General features: G+C 55.7%; 17 protein-coding genes, 1 tRNA gene and 1 other RNA gene. 14 read left to right on the top strand and 5 right to left on the bottom strand.

The features are described from left to right. Nucleotides 1-88: 88 nt before the first annotated feature. The 9 genes from rpe to AC4IE8_RS14450 all read left to right on the top strand — a co-directional run bounded on the left by rpe (nucleotide 89) and on the right by AC4IE8_RS14450 (nucleotide 8,229). Nucleotides 89-781, top strand: coding sequence for a ribulose-phosphate 3-epimerase (gene rpe / locus AC4IE8_RS14490; protein WP_490791319.1), 693 nt, complete (start codon nucleotides 89-91; stop codon nucleotides 779-781). Nucleotides 782-1,097: 316 nt separating this feature from the next. Further along, the gene (locus AC4IE8_RS14485) at nucleotides 1,098-1,775 is read left to right on the top strand and encodes a phosphoglycolate phosphatase (RefSeq protein ID WP_490791318.1); all 678 of its coding nucleotides are present in this window, start codon (nucleotides 1,098-1,100) and stop codon (nucleotides 1,773-1,775) included. A 170-nt stretch (nucleotides 1,776-1,945) separates the two neighbouring features. After that, complete coding sequence (gene trpE, locus AC4IE8_RS14480) at nucleotides 1,946-3,442, top strand: anthranilate synthase component I (RefSeq protein ID WP_068989099.1); 1,497 nt, start codon at nucleotides 1,946-1,948, stop codon at nucleotides 3,440-3,442. Nucleotides 3,443-3,444: 2 nt separating this feature from the next. After that, the gene (locus AC4IE8_RS14475; protein ID WP_068989102.1) at nucleotides 3,445-4,026 is read left to right on the top strand and encodes an anthranilate synthase component II; all 582 of its coding nucleotides are present in this window, start codon (nucleotides 3,445-3,447) and stop codon (nucleotides 4,024-4,026) included. 124 nt (nucleotides 4,027-4,150) lie between these two features. Further along, nucleotides 4,151-5,173: an anthranilate phosphoribosyltransferase gene (trpD, locus tag AC4IE8_RS14470; RefSeq protein WP_068989105.1), complete on the top strand. Its 1,023-nt coding sequence runs from the start codon at nucleotides 4,151-4,153 to the stop codon at nucleotides 5,171-5,173. 320 nt (nucleotides 5,174-5,493) lie between these two features. Then, entirely contained in the window at nucleotides 5,494-6,291 is a 798-nt protein-coding gene (gene trpC, locus AC4IE8_RS14465) for an indole-3-glycerol phosphate synthase TrpC (protein WP_490791317.1), read from the top strand. A gap of 17 nt (nucleotides 6,292-6,308) precedes the next feature. Next, nucleotides 6,309-6,995 carry a helix-turn-helix transcriptional regulator gene (locus AC4IE8_RS14460; protein ID WP_068989112.1) on the top strand — a complete coding sequence of 229 codons (687 nt, stop codon included), beginning with the start codon at nucleotides 6,309-6,311 and terminating at the stop codon, nucleotides 6,993-6,995. 242 nt (nucleotides 6,996-7,237) lie between these two features. Next, nucleotides 7,238-7,657: a VOC family protein gene (locus tag AC4IE8_RS14455; protein ID WP_490791316.1), complete on the top strand. Its 420-nt coding sequence runs from the start codon at nucleotides 7,238-7,240 to the stop codon at nucleotides 7,655-7,657. Beyond that, nucleotides 7,654-8,229 (top strand): DNA-3-methyladenine glycosylase I, encoded by a 576-nt coding sequence (locus AC4IE8_RS14450; protein ID WP_490791315.1) that lies wholly within the window; start codon nucleotides 7,654-7,656, stop codon nucleotides 8,227-8,229. Before AC4IE8_RS14455 ends, AC4IE8_RS14450 begins: the two co-directional genes overlap by 4 nt. A gap of 284 nt (nucleotides 8,230-8,513) precedes the next feature. Here AC4IE8_RS14450 and crp read toward each other — a convergent pair whose 3' ends face one another. After that, nucleotides 8,514-9,167, bottom strand: a complete 654-nt coding sequence (gene crp, locus AC4IE8_RS14445) for a cAMP-activated global transcriptional regulator CRP (RefSeq protein ID WP_068989118.1) — start codon at nucleotides 9,165-9,167, stop codon at nucleotides 8,514-8,516. Nucleotides 9,168-9,554: 387 nt separating this feature from the next. Here crp and AC4IE8_RS14440 point away from each other — a divergent pair, with 387 nt between their 5' ends. From AC4IE8_RS14440 to AC4IE8_RS14430, 3 genes are read left to right on the top strand one after another with little or no spacing between them, the layout of a single operon-like run. Then, a complete protein-coding gene (locus AC4IE8_RS14440) occupies nucleotides 9,555-9,971 on the top strand; it encodes an OsmC family protein (protein WP_068989121.1) in 417 nt (138 codons plus the stop codon). Then, nucleotides 9,964-11,562: a DUF885 family protein gene (locus tag AC4IE8_RS14435; protein ID WP_490791314.1), complete on the top strand. Its 1,599-nt coding sequence runs from the start codon at nucleotides 9,964-9,966 to the stop codon at nucleotides 11,560-11,562. The genes AC4IE8_RS14440 and AC4IE8_RS14435 overlap by 8 nt, the downstream gene beginning before the upstream one ends. Beyond that, nucleotides 11,559-11,975 (top strand): VOC family protein, encoded by a 417-nt coding sequence (locus AC4IE8_RS14430; RefSeq protein ID WP_068989125.1) that lies wholly within the window; start codon nucleotides 11,559-11,561, stop codon nucleotides 11,973-11,975. Before AC4IE8_RS14435 ends, AC4IE8_RS14430 begins: the two co-directional genes overlap by 4 nt. A 164-nt stretch (nucleotides 11,976-12,139) precedes the next feature. On the opposite strand, the gene AC4IE8_RS14425 is transcribed toward AC4IE8_RS14430, so the two are convergent. From AC4IE8_RS14425 to rplM, 4 genes are all read right to left on the bottom strand, one after another. Beyond that, a non-coding RNA gene (locus AC4IE8_RS14425) (RtT sRNA) lies at nucleotides 12,140-12,269 on the bottom strand. A 45-nt stretch (nucleotides 12,270-12,314) separates the two neighbouring features. Next, a tRNA-Gln gene (locus AC4IE8_RS14420) sits at nucleotides 12,315-12,388 on the bottom strand. A gap of 47 nt (nucleotides 12,389-12,435) precedes the next feature. Then, nucleotides 12,436-12,825, bottom strand: coding sequence for a 30S ribosomal protein S9 (gene rpsI, locus AC4IE8_RS14415; protein WP_068989128.1), 390 nt, complete (start codon nucleotides 12,823-12,825; stop codon nucleotides 12,436-12,438). A 17-nt stretch (nucleotides 12,826-12,842) separates the two neighbouring features. Then, nucleotides 12,843-13,271: a 50S ribosomal protein L13 gene (rplM, locus tag AC4IE8_RS14410; RefSeq protein ID WP_490791313.1), complete on the bottom strand. Its 429-nt coding sequence runs from the start codon at nucleotides 13,269-13,271 to the stop codon at nucleotides 12,843-12,845. Between the two features lie 544 nt (nucleotides 13,272-13,815). Between rplM and AC4IE8_RS14405 the strand changes: the two genes are divergently transcribed. Both AC4IE8_RS14405 and AC4IE8_RS14400 read left to right on the top strand, forming a co-directional pair. Further along, a complete protein-coding gene (locus tag AC4IE8_RS14405) occupies nucleotides 13,816-14,787 on the top strand; it encodes a calcium/sodium antiporter (RefSeq protein ID WP_068989135.1) in 972 nt (323 codons plus the stop codon). 46 nt (nucleotides 14,788-14,833) lie between these two features. Then, nucleotides 14,834-15,817, top strand: coding sequence for a KpsF/GutQ family sugar-phosphate isomerase (locus AC4IE8_RS14400; RefSeq protein ID WP_068991543.1), 984 nt, complete (start codon nucleotides 14,834-14,836; stop codon nucleotides 15,815-15,817). Nucleotides 15,818-15,892 lie beyond the last annotated feature (75 nt).

Raw genomic sequence — 15,892 nt, 5'->3', positions numbered from 1 at the left:
CCCTCCTTTTTGCAATCCGGCGTGAAAATGGGTTTGCGCCAACCTCAGCCTGGTCCGGCGTGGGGATCGAACAGTAGGAGATAAGAATATGGCCCGTCAGTCCGATAAGATCGCACCTTCAATCCTCTCTGCGGATTTTGCCAAGCTTGGGGAGGAGGTGGATAACGTCCTCGCTTCTGGCGCAGAGATCGTTCATTTCGACGTCATGGACAACCACTATGTGCCCAACCTGACAATTGGTCCGCTGGTCTGTGAGGCATTGCGGAAACATGGCGTGACCGCCGATATCGATGTTCATATGATGGTCAAGCCGGTGGATCGGATCATCCCCGATTTCGCCAAAGCGGGTGCAACCTACATTACTTTCCACCCGGAGGCATCCGAGCACATCGACCGCAGCCTGCAGCTGATCCGCAACGAAGGCTGCAAATCGGGCCTGGTCTTCAATCCGGCCACACCGCTGAGCCACCTGGATTACGTGCTCGACAAAGTGGACATGATCCTGCTGATGTCGGTGAACCCTGGATTCGGTGGACAGAGCTTCATTCCCGCCACCATGGACAAGCTGCGCGCCTGCCGCAAGCTGATCGACGACTCCGGTCTGGATATCCGTCTGGAGATCGACGGCGGTGTGAAGGTCGACAATATCGCCGAGATCAAGGCGGCCGGTGCGGATACCTTTGTTGCCGGTTCCGGTATCTTCGGTTTCCCGGAAGCGGGCGACGCCAATCGCTACAACACCATCGTCGGCAAGATGATGGATGAGCTGGGCAAGGTTTGATCCTAAGGGGTTAAATAGCCGGATGGCGCTTACTTAAGCGGCATTTGGTGGGGCTGGCCCCACCCTACAGCTGTGCAACGGTAGGGTGGGGCTCTGCCCCACCAATACCTTCGATCAAACCAACTGCATTCGGTTAAGAGCCCTTTTTGTCATGCCGGTACTGGCCAGCATAACGACAGATACAGAGATCCCCTGATTTTAACGATTGAATTGTTCACTTGGTGATTGTGTAGGGTGCGGCCACTGCGGAGCTGGAATCCCCGCTTGGATTTGTCAGTGGATTAGTTGTTTGATTTTTAGCATGAGAGAGTTTGGCATGATCAAAAAACCTGAAATGATCCTCATCGATGTGGATGGCACCCTGGTGGACAGCGTTCCGGACCTGGCCTACTGCGTGGATGAAATGATGAAGCGGCTCGGTCGTCCCGTGCATGGCGAGGCGAAGGTACGTGACTGGGTCGGTAACGGGGTGGAGCGTCTGGTTCGTCGGGCGTTGATCGGTCAATTGAATGGTGAACCCGATGAGGCGGATTTTGCTAAGGCCTATCCGATCTTTCTCGAGCTCTATGCGGAAAACACCAGTCTGCGTTCTGTGCTCTATCCCGGTATACGGGAAGGTCTCGATTACCTGAAAGACCAGGGTTACCGTCTGGGTTGCGTGACTAACAAAGCAGCCCAGTTCACTCTGCCACTGCTCAAGGATCTGGGTGTCCACGACGACTTTGAGATCATCATTGCCGGTGATACCCTGCCGAAAAAGAAGCCGGATCCGATGCCGCTGCTGCATGCTGCGGAAAACCTTGGTGTCGATCCCACGGCGGCGCTGATGGTGGGTGACTCCCAGAGTGATGTCAAAGCGGCCCGTGCGGCGAGCTTTCAAATCGTCTGTATGAGCTATGGCTACAACCATGGTGAAGATATCCGCAACTACAATCCCGATGCGGTGATCGACTCGCTCACCGAGATCCAGGGGATTCTGGAAAACGCCGCTTGAGATAAGGTGGCGTTTTCGAGTATGGTTAAGCCCAATCGAGGCTTTAACCCTTTAGTAGACAGCAATGATCCTGCTTTCACGCAATGAGACTTTGATGAACGGTGCACGATGGCGTTGGTGATGGCCAACTCTGAAGCAACTGTTTTGTCGTCTATTGTGTGGAGAGGAAAATGACCCCCCAAGAATTCAATGCTCTGGTAGAACAGGGCTACAATCGCATACCTGTCGTCTGTGAGGTCCTGGCCGACCTCGACACCCCCCTCAGTGTTTACATGAAGCTGGCCAATGGGCCCTACTCCTATCTGTTCGAGTCGGTACAGGGTGGCGAGAAATGGGGGCGTTATTCAATCATCGGCCTGCCCTGTAGAACCCATGTCAGGGTCTACGACAAGCGTGTTGAGGTAGTCACTGACGGGGCTGTGATCGAACAGCATCAGGTCGAGGATCCACTGGCCTGGGTCGAGACATTTCAGCAGCGCTACCGGGCGGCTGAGCTGGAGGGGTTGCCCAGGTTCAACGGCGGCCTGGTTGGCTATTTCGGTTACGACATCATTCGCTATATCGAGCCAAAACTGGCCGATTGCGCCAATCCGGATCAGCTGAATACACCGGACATTCTGTTGATGGTCTCCGACGAGGTGGTGGTGTTCGACAACCTCTCCGGTCGTCTCTATGTCATTGTGCATGTCGATCCTCACAATGGTGGTTCACTGGATACCGCCCAGACCCGAATCGTGGAGCTGATTCGGGCGATGCGTCAGCCGGTACCCAAATTGGCGGCTGGCGATCCGCGCCAGGTGGATGAAGCGGATTTTGTCTCCGGCTTCACCGAGCAGGGTTACAAACAGGCGGTTGAGCGGATCAAGCAATACATCCTCGATGGGGATTGTATGCAGGTGGTGGTATCGCAGCGCCTGTCGATCCCCTTTCAGGCGCCGCCACTGGATCTCTATCGAGCCCTCAGAGGTCTCAATCCCTCTCCCTATATGTATTTTCTCGACCTCGGCGAGTTCCATATCGTCGGCTCCTCACCGGAGATTCTGACCCGTCTCGAGGATGGGGAGGTTACCGTGCGACCGATCGCAGGCACCCGCCGACGGGGTTACAGCGAGGAGGAGGACAAGGCGCTCGAAGAGGAACTGCTGGCCGATCCCAAAGAGCTGGCCGAGCATCTGATGCTGATCGATCTGGGGCGCAACGACACCGGTCGGGTGGCCAAGATCGGCAGTGTCACTTTGACCGACAAGATGATTGTGGAACGCTACTCCCATGTCATGCATATCGTCTCCAATGTCACCGGCAAACTGCGGGATGACATGAGTGCCATTGATCTGCTGCGCGCCACCTTTCCGGCCGGTACGGTGAGCGGCGCACCGAAGATCCGCGCCATGGAGATCATCGATGAGCTGGAGCCGGTGAAACGCGGCGTCTATTCGGGGGCGGTGGGTTACATCTCCTGGAACGGCAACATGGATACGGCGATTGCCATCCGCACTGCGGTGATCAAGGAGAAGACCCTGCATATCCAGGCCGGTGCCGGGGTGGTAGCCGACTCGGTGCCCGAGCTGGAGTGGAAAGAGACCATGAACAAAGGCCGTGCAGTATTTCGGGCGGTGGCGCTGGCTGAAGCCGGACTGGATCGCCATGCCTGTGATGAGGAGGTCTAGTCATGTTACTGATGATCGACAATTATGACTCCTTTACCTACAACCTGGTGCAGTATCTGGGCGAGCTGGGTGTCGAAGTCAAAGTAGTGCGCAATGACGAGATCGGTGTGGCCGACGTGAGCGCAATGAAACCCGACCAGATCGTCATCTCACCAGGTCCCTGTACCCCGAATGAGGCCGGTATCTCGGTTGAAGTGATTCAGACATACGCGGGAAAGATCCCGATTCTCGGCGTTTGTCTCGGCCATCAGTCCATCGGACAGGCCTTTGGCGGAAATATCATCCACGCCCGGGAAGTGATGCATGGCAAGACCTCGCCGATTCATCATCGGGATCAGGGTGTCTTCCATGGACTGGAAAACCCGTTTCAGGCAACCCGTTACCACTCCCTGGTGATCGAAACCGAGAGCCTGCCGGAAGAGTTGGAGATCACTGCCTGGACGGAAAAAGCGGATGGCGGTATGGATGAAATCATGGGAGTGAGGCACAAGACTCTTCCGATACAGGGAGTCCAGTTTCATCCTGAGTCGATCCTCACCCGGCATGGGCATGACCTGCTGAAAAACTTCATTGAAGGGGTGTAGGTTAAAGCTCTGTTGATGCTATGCAGGCCGCCGCTAAGTACGTCGGTCCATCGGCAGTCCGGTAACCGGCATCTGATGTACACTGTCTAGTCTGAAAAACAATAATTCCTAGGGGGGAGAGCGCGTGGAAATGCAGCAAGCCATCAATAAGGTACTGGCCCGTCAGGACCTGACGGGTGATGAGATGACCGGTGTTATGCGAACCATCATGACCGGTGGCGCCACGGCAGCGCAGATCGGCGGTTTTCTGATTGGTCTGCGGATGAAAGGGGAGACTGTGGCGGAGATCGCGGCGGCAGCCTCGGTGATGCGTGAACTGGCCTCAGGGGTGTCGATCGGTGGTTTGAGTCACCCGGTGGATATCGTCGGTACCGGTGGTGACGCCTCCGGCACCTTCAATGTCTCCACCGCCTGTATGTTTGTCGCAGCGGCGGCAGGCTGTCATGTGGCCAAGCATGGTAACCGTTCCGTCTCCTCCAAATCGGGTAGTGCCGACGCCCTGGAAGCAGCCGGCGTGCGGCTGGATCTCACCCCTGAACAGGTGGAGCAGTGTGTCCGTGAAGTGGGGGTTGGGTTCATGTTCGCCCCAGGCCACCACAGTGCCATGAAGCATGCCATCGGGCCACGCAAGGAGATGGGGGTTCGCACCATCTTCAATGTGCTGGGCCCGCTGACCAATCCCGCCGGCGTGCCCAATCTGCTGCTGGGTGTCTTCAGCAGTGAGCTGCTGGAGCCACTGGCGGAGGTTCTGCAGCGCCTCGGCAGTCGCCATGTGATGGTGGTGCACTCCCGCGATGGACTGGATGAGATCAGCATCGGTGATGTTACTGATGTGGCTGAACTGAAGGATGGTCAGATCCGACGTTTCTCCATTCAGCCGGAGGATTTCGGGGTCACCCGTAACCCGCTGGAGGCGATTCAGGTCAATGATGCGGCCGAGAGTCTTAGCACCATTCGTGGGGTTCTGGAGGATAATCCGGGTCCGGCGAGAGACATCGTCATGATCAACGCCGGCGCGGCAATCTATACCTCCGGTAATGCCGCTACCCTACAAGAGGGTGTCGATCGGGCCAACGAAGCCATTGCCAGCGGTGAAGCGCGTAACCGGCTCGACCGCCTGGTGGTACTGACCCAGAGTTTCGATTGATATTATAACGGTGCCGTTAACACTGAGGATTGAGTATTCACTGACTCATCGTCAGAATTGTCATCAATCGACCAAATGGGTAGGCAAGGTGGTTCCCCTCTCCTCTCGTGGGAGAGGGGCTGGGGGAGAGGGGGAAACTGAGCGCATTCATTCAGCAGAAATCGACGCGATAATGGCAATGAGTCAATGTGTTTTTTAAGTTTTGCCGGATCTAACGCTTCGCGTACACCCTCTCCCCAACCCCTCTCCCCTAAAGGGAGAGGGGCTAATAGAGTAGCTTCTTAGAAGATTGAGCGTTAATGAGATAGCAGTAGACTGAGATGAAAGATACACCAGATATTCTGAAAAAGATCGTCGCCCGCAAACAGCAGGAGATTGCAGCCCGGCTGGAGAATCGCCGTCTTCAGGATCTGCAGGAATTGTTACCGGAGAGTTCCGCGCCGCGTGGATTTGCCAATGCCATTGCGCAGCGGATTCAGGCCGGCGAGGCTGGAGTGATTGCGGAGATCAAGAAAGCCTCCCCCAGCAAAGGGGTGTTGCGTGAGGATTTTCAGCCGGCAGAGATTGCGATCAGTTATCAGCAGGGCGGGGCGGCCTGCCTCTCGGTACTGACCGATATCGATTTCTTCCAGGGCAGTGATGACTATCTGCGACAGGCCCGAGGTGCCTGCAGCCTGCCGGTGATTCGCAAGGATTTCATCATCGATCCCTACCAGGTCTATGAAGCCAGAGCGATCGAGGCGGACTGTATTCTGCTGATTGCGGCCTGTCTGGATGATGCGCAACTCCATAGCCTGAACGATCTGGCCCACGAGCTGGGTATGGATGTGTTGATCGAAGTGCATGACGAAGCGGAACTGCAACGGGCGCTGGCGGTGGAGAATCGCCTGATCGGGATCAACAATCGCAATCTGCGCAATTTCGAGGTCACCCTGGATACTACCCTTGGACTGCTGGATCAGATTCCAGAAGATCGGATTGTGGTGACAGAGAGCGGTATCCTCGATCAGCAGGATGTCAAACGGATGCGCAGCCACCAGGTGAATGCCTTTCTGGTCGGTGAAGCCTTCATGCGCGCAGACGATCCCGGGGCCAGATTGCGGGAGCTCTTTTTCTGATCTGACTGGAGTGCAGCATGCGCCGTGCGGACCGTCTGTTTCGCATTACTCAGGAGCTCTGTGCCGAGCGCTACATTACGGCGGAAAGCCTGGCAGACCGGCTCGAGGTCTCGGTCAGAACCATCTATCGTGATATCGATGCCCTCTCCGCGTCGGGCATTCCCATCGAGGCTGTCGCCGGCAGCGGCTATCGTCTGAGTAAAGGGTTTCGTGTCCCGCCGTTGATGTTCAACGAAGAGGAGCTGACCGCGTTAATGTTGGGTATGCGGATGGTTCAGGGCTGGTGTGATACGGCATTGGCGGAAGCGGCATCCAGCGCACTGGGTAAGGTGGAAGCGGTGGTGCCGGAGAGGATTCGACCGGTGCTCTCCCACGAGGCGCTGCTGGTACCCGATTTTCATATTCCCTCCGAAGTCCGTGAGCAGGTGGCCAAACTGCGTAAAGCAATCGCCCAACAGCGTAAAATAGAGATCGCCTACCGTCGTCGGGATGGGATCCACTCGGCTCGGGTAATCTGGCCACTGGGTCTCTTCTACTGGGGATCTGTCTGGACCTTGGCTGCCTGGTGTGAGTTGCGGGATGGCTTTCGTCAGTTTCGTGTGGATCGAATCGAATCTCTGCAGATGGCGAATGGGCGATACCCGCAGCTCAGTGGCCGGACCCTGAAGGATTACCTGATCAGTGTGGATGGAGAGGCGGATTGATCCCGTCTCTGGGACAAATGACTCTTGGCATCAAGCGATGGATGCCGCAAATGGACGTCAATCACCGCAAAATGCACCGAATAACTTCCACATTGTGGCCACGTTTTGCGGTGATTTGTGTGCGCTGGCGGTTAATCGGATAACAATTCATTGCCTGCGATCCCGGTTTCAATACTGACACCCCGTTGTCAGCAGGCTGTGGATAGACTCCCACTTACCATAACATTCAAGGGAGCAACGCCATGGAGCCAAGAATCAGTCTTATCACCCTCGGTGTGAATGACCTCACACAATCGATTCGGTTTTATCAGCAACTGGGACTGCCTCGCTATGATTTCGACAGCGATGAGGTAGCCTTTTTTGATCTGCAAGGCAGCTGGCTCGGTCTCTATCCTAAGCGAGCACTGGGTGAGGATGCTGGTGTTGAGTTTGGCAAGGCGCAGCAGAGTCCGTTCACCTTGGCCCATAACCTGAGTAGCAGAGAGGCGGTGGACCAGGTCATGGCTGAGGCCGTGAGCGCTGGAGCAACCCTCGTCAAACCGGCCCAGCAGACCTTTTGGGGAGGCTATTCCGGCTATTTCAGCGATCCGGACGGTTTTCTCTGGGAGCTTGCCCATGTGCCCCATTTCTGGATTGGACCGGAGGAGAATAAGACACTATGAAAACCGAACCCTGTCCCTGGTGTCTGGGACATGATGAGTATGTTGAATACCATGATCGGGAGTGGGGGGTGCCATCCCGCGATCCGCAACATCTATTTGAAATGCTAATCCTGGAGGGGGCCCAGGCAGGACTCTCATGGTTGACCATATTACGCAAGCGGGAGGGCTACAGACGGGCTTTTGAAGGCTTCGGTGCGAGTAAGATCGCTGCCTATGGGGCGCGGGATGTGAAGCGGCTACTGGCGGATTCCGGGATTGTGCGGAACCGGCTCAAGGTCAATGCGGCGATCGGCAATGCCCAGGCCTTCCTTGAACTTGAGGCCGGTGAGGGGTTCTCGGAGTTTCTCTGGGATTTCGTCGACGGTGTACCGAAGCAGAACCGCTGGCGTAAATTGGAACAGGTGCCGGCCAGTACGCCGATCTCAGATGCTATGAGTAAAGAGCTGAAGCGGAAAGGCTTCCGCTTTGTCGGCTCAACCATCTGCTACGCGTTCATGCAATCGGTGGGAATGGTGAATGACCATTTGACCAACTGTCCCCGCTACCCGGTGGTAGCGGAGATGGGGAGTTAGGACGGAGTGGTGTTTATTTGAGAGTAATTGCCGCAAATGAACACCAATCACCGCGAAGCTAGGCAGATAGTGGCCATAACTTAAAAAAAGAAATTCGCTGTTTTTTACTCAAGGAAGCCCAGCTATTCCAGCAGAATCGGCTTGAAAGTCTCTCAGGGCCGTGGCGTTTCACTGAGGCAAGAGAATGCCTTTCAAGGATTTGTGTTTTGGCAAGGGGGGTGTTGGGCCTGCAACCTTTCGGGTGCGGCTTGTCCGCACCCTACTCGATCTGGCCGGTGAGAGATTCAGCGGGTGCCGAACACCACGATGGTTTTACCCTTAACGCTGATCAGGCCCTGCTCCTCAAGGTTTTTCAATACCCGGCCAGCCATCTCTCTGGAGCAGCCTACGATCCGACCGATCTCCTGTCTGGTGATGCGGATCTGCATACCATCCGGATGGGTCATGGCGTCAGGCTCCTTACAGAGATCCAGCAGGGTGCGGGCGATACGGCCGGTAACATCGAAAAAGGCCAGATGTCCCACCTTGTTGCTGGTCTGGTTGAGGCGCTGGGAGAGCTGAGCCCCCATCGCATAGAGAATATCCTTGGTGTACTCCTTCAGATCATGGGAAAAGAGCTGCTCCAGCCGCTGATAACTGATCTCGGCAATCTGGCAGGAGGCGCGGGTGCGTACCATCACACTGCGCTTCGGTTCCGGGACGAACAGCCCCATTTCGCCGACAAACTGCCCTTTGTTGAGGTAGGTGAGGATGATTTCCCGACCATCTTCATCTTCGATGTAGACAGCCACCGAGCCTTCCGTGATGTAATAGAGGATATCTGCCGGGTCACCGATATGGATGATCTCGGTATTCTTGGGGTAGCGCCGGCGATGACAAAATGACAGGAATCGTTGGAGATACTCAGGTTCCTGCGGTGGCGGTTTTATGATCGTCATGATCTTTGGACTCTAAATTTATTAAACGTTATATGGTATAGAGATCAGCCTGCCGATTGAACCAGTCATCTGACTGAGTTCAGTCGCGGGTGATCTGTATGGCAAAAAATCTGAGCCCATGCTTCGTATGATGCGAAGTTCAATAAAAAGCGTAGGATCAAATTTAGCAACCCTTATCAACTTGTCGAATTTACAGTCTTCTGTAGACTCGCATAGCTATAGTGTAACAAAAAACAACAAGCCATAAATTTAACGTATTTCATGTTTATCATCTATTTCCGGAACACTTAGGGCGGTTTAACTTGTTTACGGCCTGTATGGCTGTGACCTTAGCCCCAGTTTGAAGTTCTGTATAAATAGGCATAAATACCAACTTTGGAGTAATGAATGAAAGCACGGGTCGTATGGGTGGAGGCAGCCACCATGATGGGGGAGGCCGGTAGTGGCCATGCAATAATTATGGATGGTCCACCGGATCATGGGGGCAGGAACCTGGGGGTCAGGCCGATGGAGATGCTGCTGCTCGGTATGGGAGGCTGCACCGAGTTCGATGTGCTCTCCATATTGAGGAAGTCGCGCCAGCAGGTCACCCGCTGCGTGGTGGAACTGGAGGCCAAGCGTTCTGAGACTGACCCTAAGGTATTTACCGAAATTCATGCCCATTTTATCGTCAGCGGACGGGAACTCAGTGAAAAGCATGTCTCCAGAGCCATCTCCTTGAGTGCGGATAAATACTGCTCCGCCTCGATCATGCTTGGTGCGACCGCGAAGATTACCCACGACTACGAGATACGTGATGAGTAGTGCCGCCAATGACTTCGATGAGTTGGTTGCCGACTACTATCGTGCCTGGTTCCGCTTCCACCCATTGGCGGCTGTCTACGCCTCGGTTTCGGGCTACGAAGGTAAACTGACTGCGGATGGCGATGATGACAACGGAGCCCTGGCGAACCTGATCAGCAACCTTCTGGTGAGCCTGGATAACCTCGATTTTGAGCAACTGGATGCGGATCGTCAGCTCGATCTGCAGTTGATTCGTGGGGCCGCCCTGGTGGAGCACCGGATGTTGCTGGAACAGGACTGGCGCTATCGTGATCCGGCGAAATATCTGCCGCTTAACCAGCTGCAGGAGCTGGTGGTTCGTCAGCCGGAGCGGCTTTGTGAGGCGATGATGGGGGTACTGGAGCTGACACCCAACTATCTGCGGGATGCCCGGGGAAGGTTGTCTGAGCTGCCCGGTGTGGTCTCTACCCTGTGGCTGGCCGATGCCCTGGAAACCGCCGAAAAGGGGGTGCCCTGGCTGAAACGGCTTGGTCGGGATCTGCCGCAGACACGAGAGTGCTGTGCCGACCAGGGTCGGTTGCAGTCACTGGCCAGCCAGGCGGCAGAAGCCGTTGAGGACTACCAGCAGTGTCTGATCAAAAACCTGATACCGGTGGCTTCCGGTACGGCTGATTGCGGTCCGGAGCTGCTGAGCTGGTTTTTGCACAACCGGGACCAGGTCGAGCTCCAGGTCGATCAGGCGCTGACAATCGCCAGATCACGTCTGCAACAGACCTACGAATCGTTACAGCAGCAGGGACTGGATGTTGTCGACTTGAAGGCCTCCGATAGTGAGCGTCTCAGTGGTAACGAACGTATCCAGGCCTATCAGGAAGAGGCACAGATTCTGAGGGATTTCCTGCGGCAGCATCAGCTACTGCCCGACTCTGAGCAGGCGCTGGAGTTTCGCATCACCGACAGCTGTTTTCGCCAGCCGGATTGCGGCAGTTATCTGCGGACTCAGGAGGGTGGGGTGTTCCTGATTCCTCACGATCAGCAGGTCGGAGGCGGTGAGAGCCGCGCTGCAATAAGGATGAGGAATCTCTACAGCAGCTGGGCCGGTCGTCACTATCTGGCCTGGGCCGGCGGTATCTCGGCGCACAGCCTGGTGCGTCAGATCAACCCCTCTGCGGCCTTCAAGCGGGGCTGGGCTCACTACATGAGTCGTGTGCTGGAGACCCGGGGCTATTTCGACGAACAGGATCGTATTCTGCTCAATCAGAGGCGACTGGCGCTGGCTGAGCAGGCCTGTATCGACCTGGAGTTCCATATCGGCGAGATCAACAGTCGGCAGGCCCTGGAGCGCCTGAAGCCTCTCTCGGACATTCCCTGCTGGGCTGAAGTCAGCCTGACCGCCATCTCCAGAAGACCGACGGATGCCTTCATGGCGCTGCTCGGTGCCGATCTGCTCGAGCGCCTCTCCAAACACTACCTGCAACAGAACCCCGGGGCCTCGATTAAAGCGCTGCATGAGCAGTTGCTGGCCCATGGGGCTGTTGCTTTGCCGCTGGTGGTGAAACGGGCTTTGGGTCAGCAGCCGTGGGATCAGGCTCTGAGTGAGGTGTTGTCATGAAGAGACCGGAGAGTCATATGGGGATGCGCCATGTGGCGTTGAATGTCAGGGATATGGCGAGCAGTGAGCATTTCTATGTGCAGCTGCTGGGGATGGGGATCGAGTGGCGTCCGGATCCGGAGAATCTCTATCTCAGCTCGGGTCCGGACAATCTTGCACTCCACAAGACCGCTGCAGAGCAGTTCGATGAGGTGGCCCAACGCCTTGATCATATCGGTTTCTTTCTGGCTACCCCGGAAGCGGTCGATGAGTGGTTTGAGTTTCTCAACGCTCATGGGGTCAGAATGCGAAATGAGCCGCGCACCCACCGGGACGGAGCGAGAAGCTTCTACTGTTACGACCCGGATGGTGTGGTCGTACAGATCATCTATCATCCACCAGTCGTGGCCTATGAGGCTGAAAATCGGAGCTGAATTCCTTGTTCTGCCTTCAAGGCCTTGTCCCTTCGGGGTCAGCTGAAGCTGATCGCCCTCGCGTTGCTCGGTCGTCGAATCTCTGATCGGTTCAAATCCTCCATCCGGGGTGGTTTTTAGCAAGCACTAAAAAAGCCCACACGATGGTGGGCTTTTCTTAGCATTGGCTGGGGATGGAGGATTACTCGGCCTTTCAGGCCTCGCCCCTTCGGGGTCAGCTGAAGCTGATCGCCCTCGCTGTGCTCGGTCGTCGAACCTCTGATCGGTTCAAATCCTCCATCCTGGCGGGTTTTAGCCAGCAATAAAAAAGCCCACACAGTGGCGGGCTTTAATATATGTTGGCTGGGGATGGAGGATTCGAACCTCCACATACGGAGTCAGAGTCCGTTGTCCTGCCATTAGACGAATCCCCAGTTGCAGATCTGGTGCAGGACGAAATCGTCCGCAACACAGACCAGACTTAACGTTTGGAGAATTGAGGACGCTTACGGGCTTTGTGCAGACCGACTTTCTTACGTTCTACCGCACGGGCATCGCGGGTCAGGAAGCCTGACTTGCGCAGCACGCCATGCAGTGACTCGTCATAGGCGTCCAGTGCACGGGAGATACCGTGACGGATGGCGCCGGCCTGACCGGTGGTGCCACCACCTCTGACAGTGACTTTGATGTCAACCTTGTCGAGGGTCTCGGTGGACTCCAGCGGTTGACGTACCACCATGCGGGCGGTTTCGCGGCCGAAGTATTCGTCGAGCGGACGGTTGTTGACGGTGATGTTGCCGCTGCCGGTGGTCAGAAAGACCCGTGCAGTGGAACTCTTACGGCGTCCGGTTGTGATATGGGTGTCTGCCATGGTCTTAAACTCTTGCTTTAGATATCCAGGGGCTGAGGTTGCTGTGCCTGATGGCTGTGCTCAGTACCGGCGAAGACGCGCAGCTTCTTGAACATGGCGCGCCCCAGTGGGTTTTTCGGCATCATGCCTTTGACTGCATGCTCGATCGCACGTTCAGGTGCTTTCTGCAGCAGTTTGTCCAGGCTGATGGATTTCATGTTGCCGACATAACCCGTGTGGTGGTGGTACATCTTGTCGGTCATTTTATTGCCGGTAACCCGAATCTTCTCTGCGTTGACCACGACGATGTAATCGCCGGTATCCACGTGAGGTGTATATTCCGGTTTGTGCTTGCCGCGCAGACGTCGTGCAATCTCGGTGGACAGACGACCCAGGGTCTTGTCTGTTGCATCCACAAGGTACCAATTGCGGCGGACTTCAGCCGGCTTTGCGCTTAAAGTAGTCATCCGATGTCGCTCCAATGGAGAACTATTGTGCTTCGAAAAAGACGGCGGATAATACCTGATCCTATGGGTTGGCACAAGGACTAATTGACGATCCTGGACACCCGTGGTGGTCAGTTTGCCGTCAGGCAAAAAAAAAAGCGCAACAGAGGTTGTTGCGCTGAATGAATATACCACCAAAGGAGGATAACTGAAACATAATGTATCAGTATGTTTGAATTATCTAATATACCGATATAATTGTCAAGCATCTTGTATTGGCTTTCTGCTATCATCTCAACCCTTTGATTATTTTCTTGTTGACGCGATCGGGATCGCGTCGGCTCGCTATCGGTCTGTGGGTAAATGCCGATAAAGCTGTTTGGTTTACGGATTAAAAGCACCAGGGTCCGTTATCACCATTCCAGTTGGCCCCGTTGTGTTAGAAATAGAGCGCCAATCGAAGCGCGAGGAGAGAGGTTTGGTGATTCCAAGAGAACGACGAGTAACCCAGTGCGGCGCCGTTTCCGGAGCAAGCCTATCGATAGGTGAGGTAAGGCCCTAGGTCATGTTGCTGTACAGTCTTTCTATTCTATTGGGTCTGGTTGTTTTGGTTTGGAGCGCAGACCGGTTTATCAGCGGTGCTGCGGCGTTGGCTGACAATCTGGGTGTCTCTCCCATGCTGATTGGCCTTACCGTAGTCGGCTTCGGTACCTCAGCCCCGGAAGTGCTGGTTTCCGTGATGGCGGCCATGAACGGCAATCCAGGGTTGGCGATCGGTAATGCGGTCGGTTCGAATATCGCCAATATCGGCCTGATTCTCGGGGTAACCGCCCTGGTGATACCCCTCTCTGTTCACTCCAGTGTGCTGAAACGGGAGTATCCGATTCTGCTTGGGGTGACGGTGATCTGCATTCTGCTGATGTTGGATGGGGAGCTGGGTCAGCTGGATGGCGGGATTCTGCTTGTCTTACTGGTCGGGGTGTTCGGCTGGATGATCTATACCGCCAAAACCGGTGAGGCTGACCCGATTGCCGGCGAGTATGATGCGGAGATCCCCCATGATGTACCGACCCAAAAAGCGCTGATGCTTTTGCTTGGCGGGTTGGTTCTTTTGCTGATCAGCTCCAGAGTGCTGGTCTGGGGGGCGACCCATGTGGCTGTGGCTCTTGGTGTCAGTGATGTGGTGATCGGCCTGACGATCGTGGCAATCGGCACCAGCCTGCCGGAGCTCGCCGCCAGTATCACCAGTGCGACGAAGGGTGAGGATGATATCGCGATCGGCAATGTGATCGGTTCAAACCTATATAATATGTTGGCGGTTCTGAGTATTCCCGGCCTGGTGGCGCCTGGCACCTTCTCCCCCTTCGTGCTGACGCGGGATCTGCCGGTGATGTTCGGTCTGACCCTGTTCCTTTTCCTGATGGGCTACGGTTTTGGTAAACCGGGGCGGATCAATCGAATTGAGGGATTGGGGTTGCTGCTCTGTTTCATCGGCTACCAGTCCTGGCTGTTCTACTCTGTGGTGGTGCCACTTTGAGATGTCAAATCAAACCGTACATACTGTTCCGATGAAAAGATCCCCGATGCCCACCGAACAAGAGATGGCCCAGATGATTGAGCTGGGTCAGGCTGTCATTGAGACGGAAGCTGCAGCTGTTTCGGCACTGATTCCCCGGCTGGGGGCTGGATTCGCGCAGGCCTGCCATTATCTGCTCCATTGCCGTGGACGGATTGTGGTGATTGGCATGGGGAAATCCGGACACATCGGCAACAAGTTGGCGGCCACCCTGGCGAGTACCGGCAGTCCTGCTTTTTTTGTCCACCCCGGGGAAGCCAGTCACGGGGATCTGGGCATGATCACTCCGGACGATGTGGTACTCGCCCTGTCGAATTCCGGGGAGACCGGTGAACTGCTGGTGATCCTGCCACTACTCAAGCGGCTCGGTGTGCCGCTGATTGCCATGACCGGCAAAGCCCACTCCACCCTGGCCAAAGAGTCGGAAGTGCATATCGATGTGAGTGTCGATAAGGAGGCCTGCCCTCTGGGCTTGGCGCCCACTTCCAGTACCACGGCTGCGCTGGTGATGGGGGATGCACTGGCGGTTGCGCTGTTGCAGGCCAGGGGGTTCACGGCCAAGGATTTTGCCCTTTCCCACCCTGGCGGCTCGCTGGGTCGGCGTCTGTTACTGCATGTGGGTGACATCATGCATAGCGGAGAGGCGCTGCCGGTCGTGAGCCAGGAAGCCAGCCTCCACGAGGCCTTGGAGGTGATGTCCGTGAAAGGTCTTGGGATGACCGCGGTAGTCGATCAGCAGGGGCAGTTGGTTGGTGTCTATACCGACGGGGATCTACGACGCACCCTGAATCAGCCGATCGATATCCACAATATGCGCGTCGCAGAGGTCATGACTAAGAATTGTAAACAGGTTCCACCAGAGATGCTGGCGGCTGAGGCATTGCAGATGATGGAAGAGAATAAAATCAACGGCCTGCTGGTTGTGGATGGGGGACGACGCCTGGTTGGTGCGTTCAATATGCATGACCTGCTGAGAGCTGGCGTTATGTAGTGAGATTCATCTGGCGACCGAATGGCTTGCTTTCAGCCGCCGGGATTATCGACAACGCCACAGAATAAAAATGAA

The organism is Candidatus Thiodiazotropha sp. AKAK2, from assembly GCF_058244685.1.
This window is presented reverse-complemented; position numbering and strand designations above follow the sequence as displayed.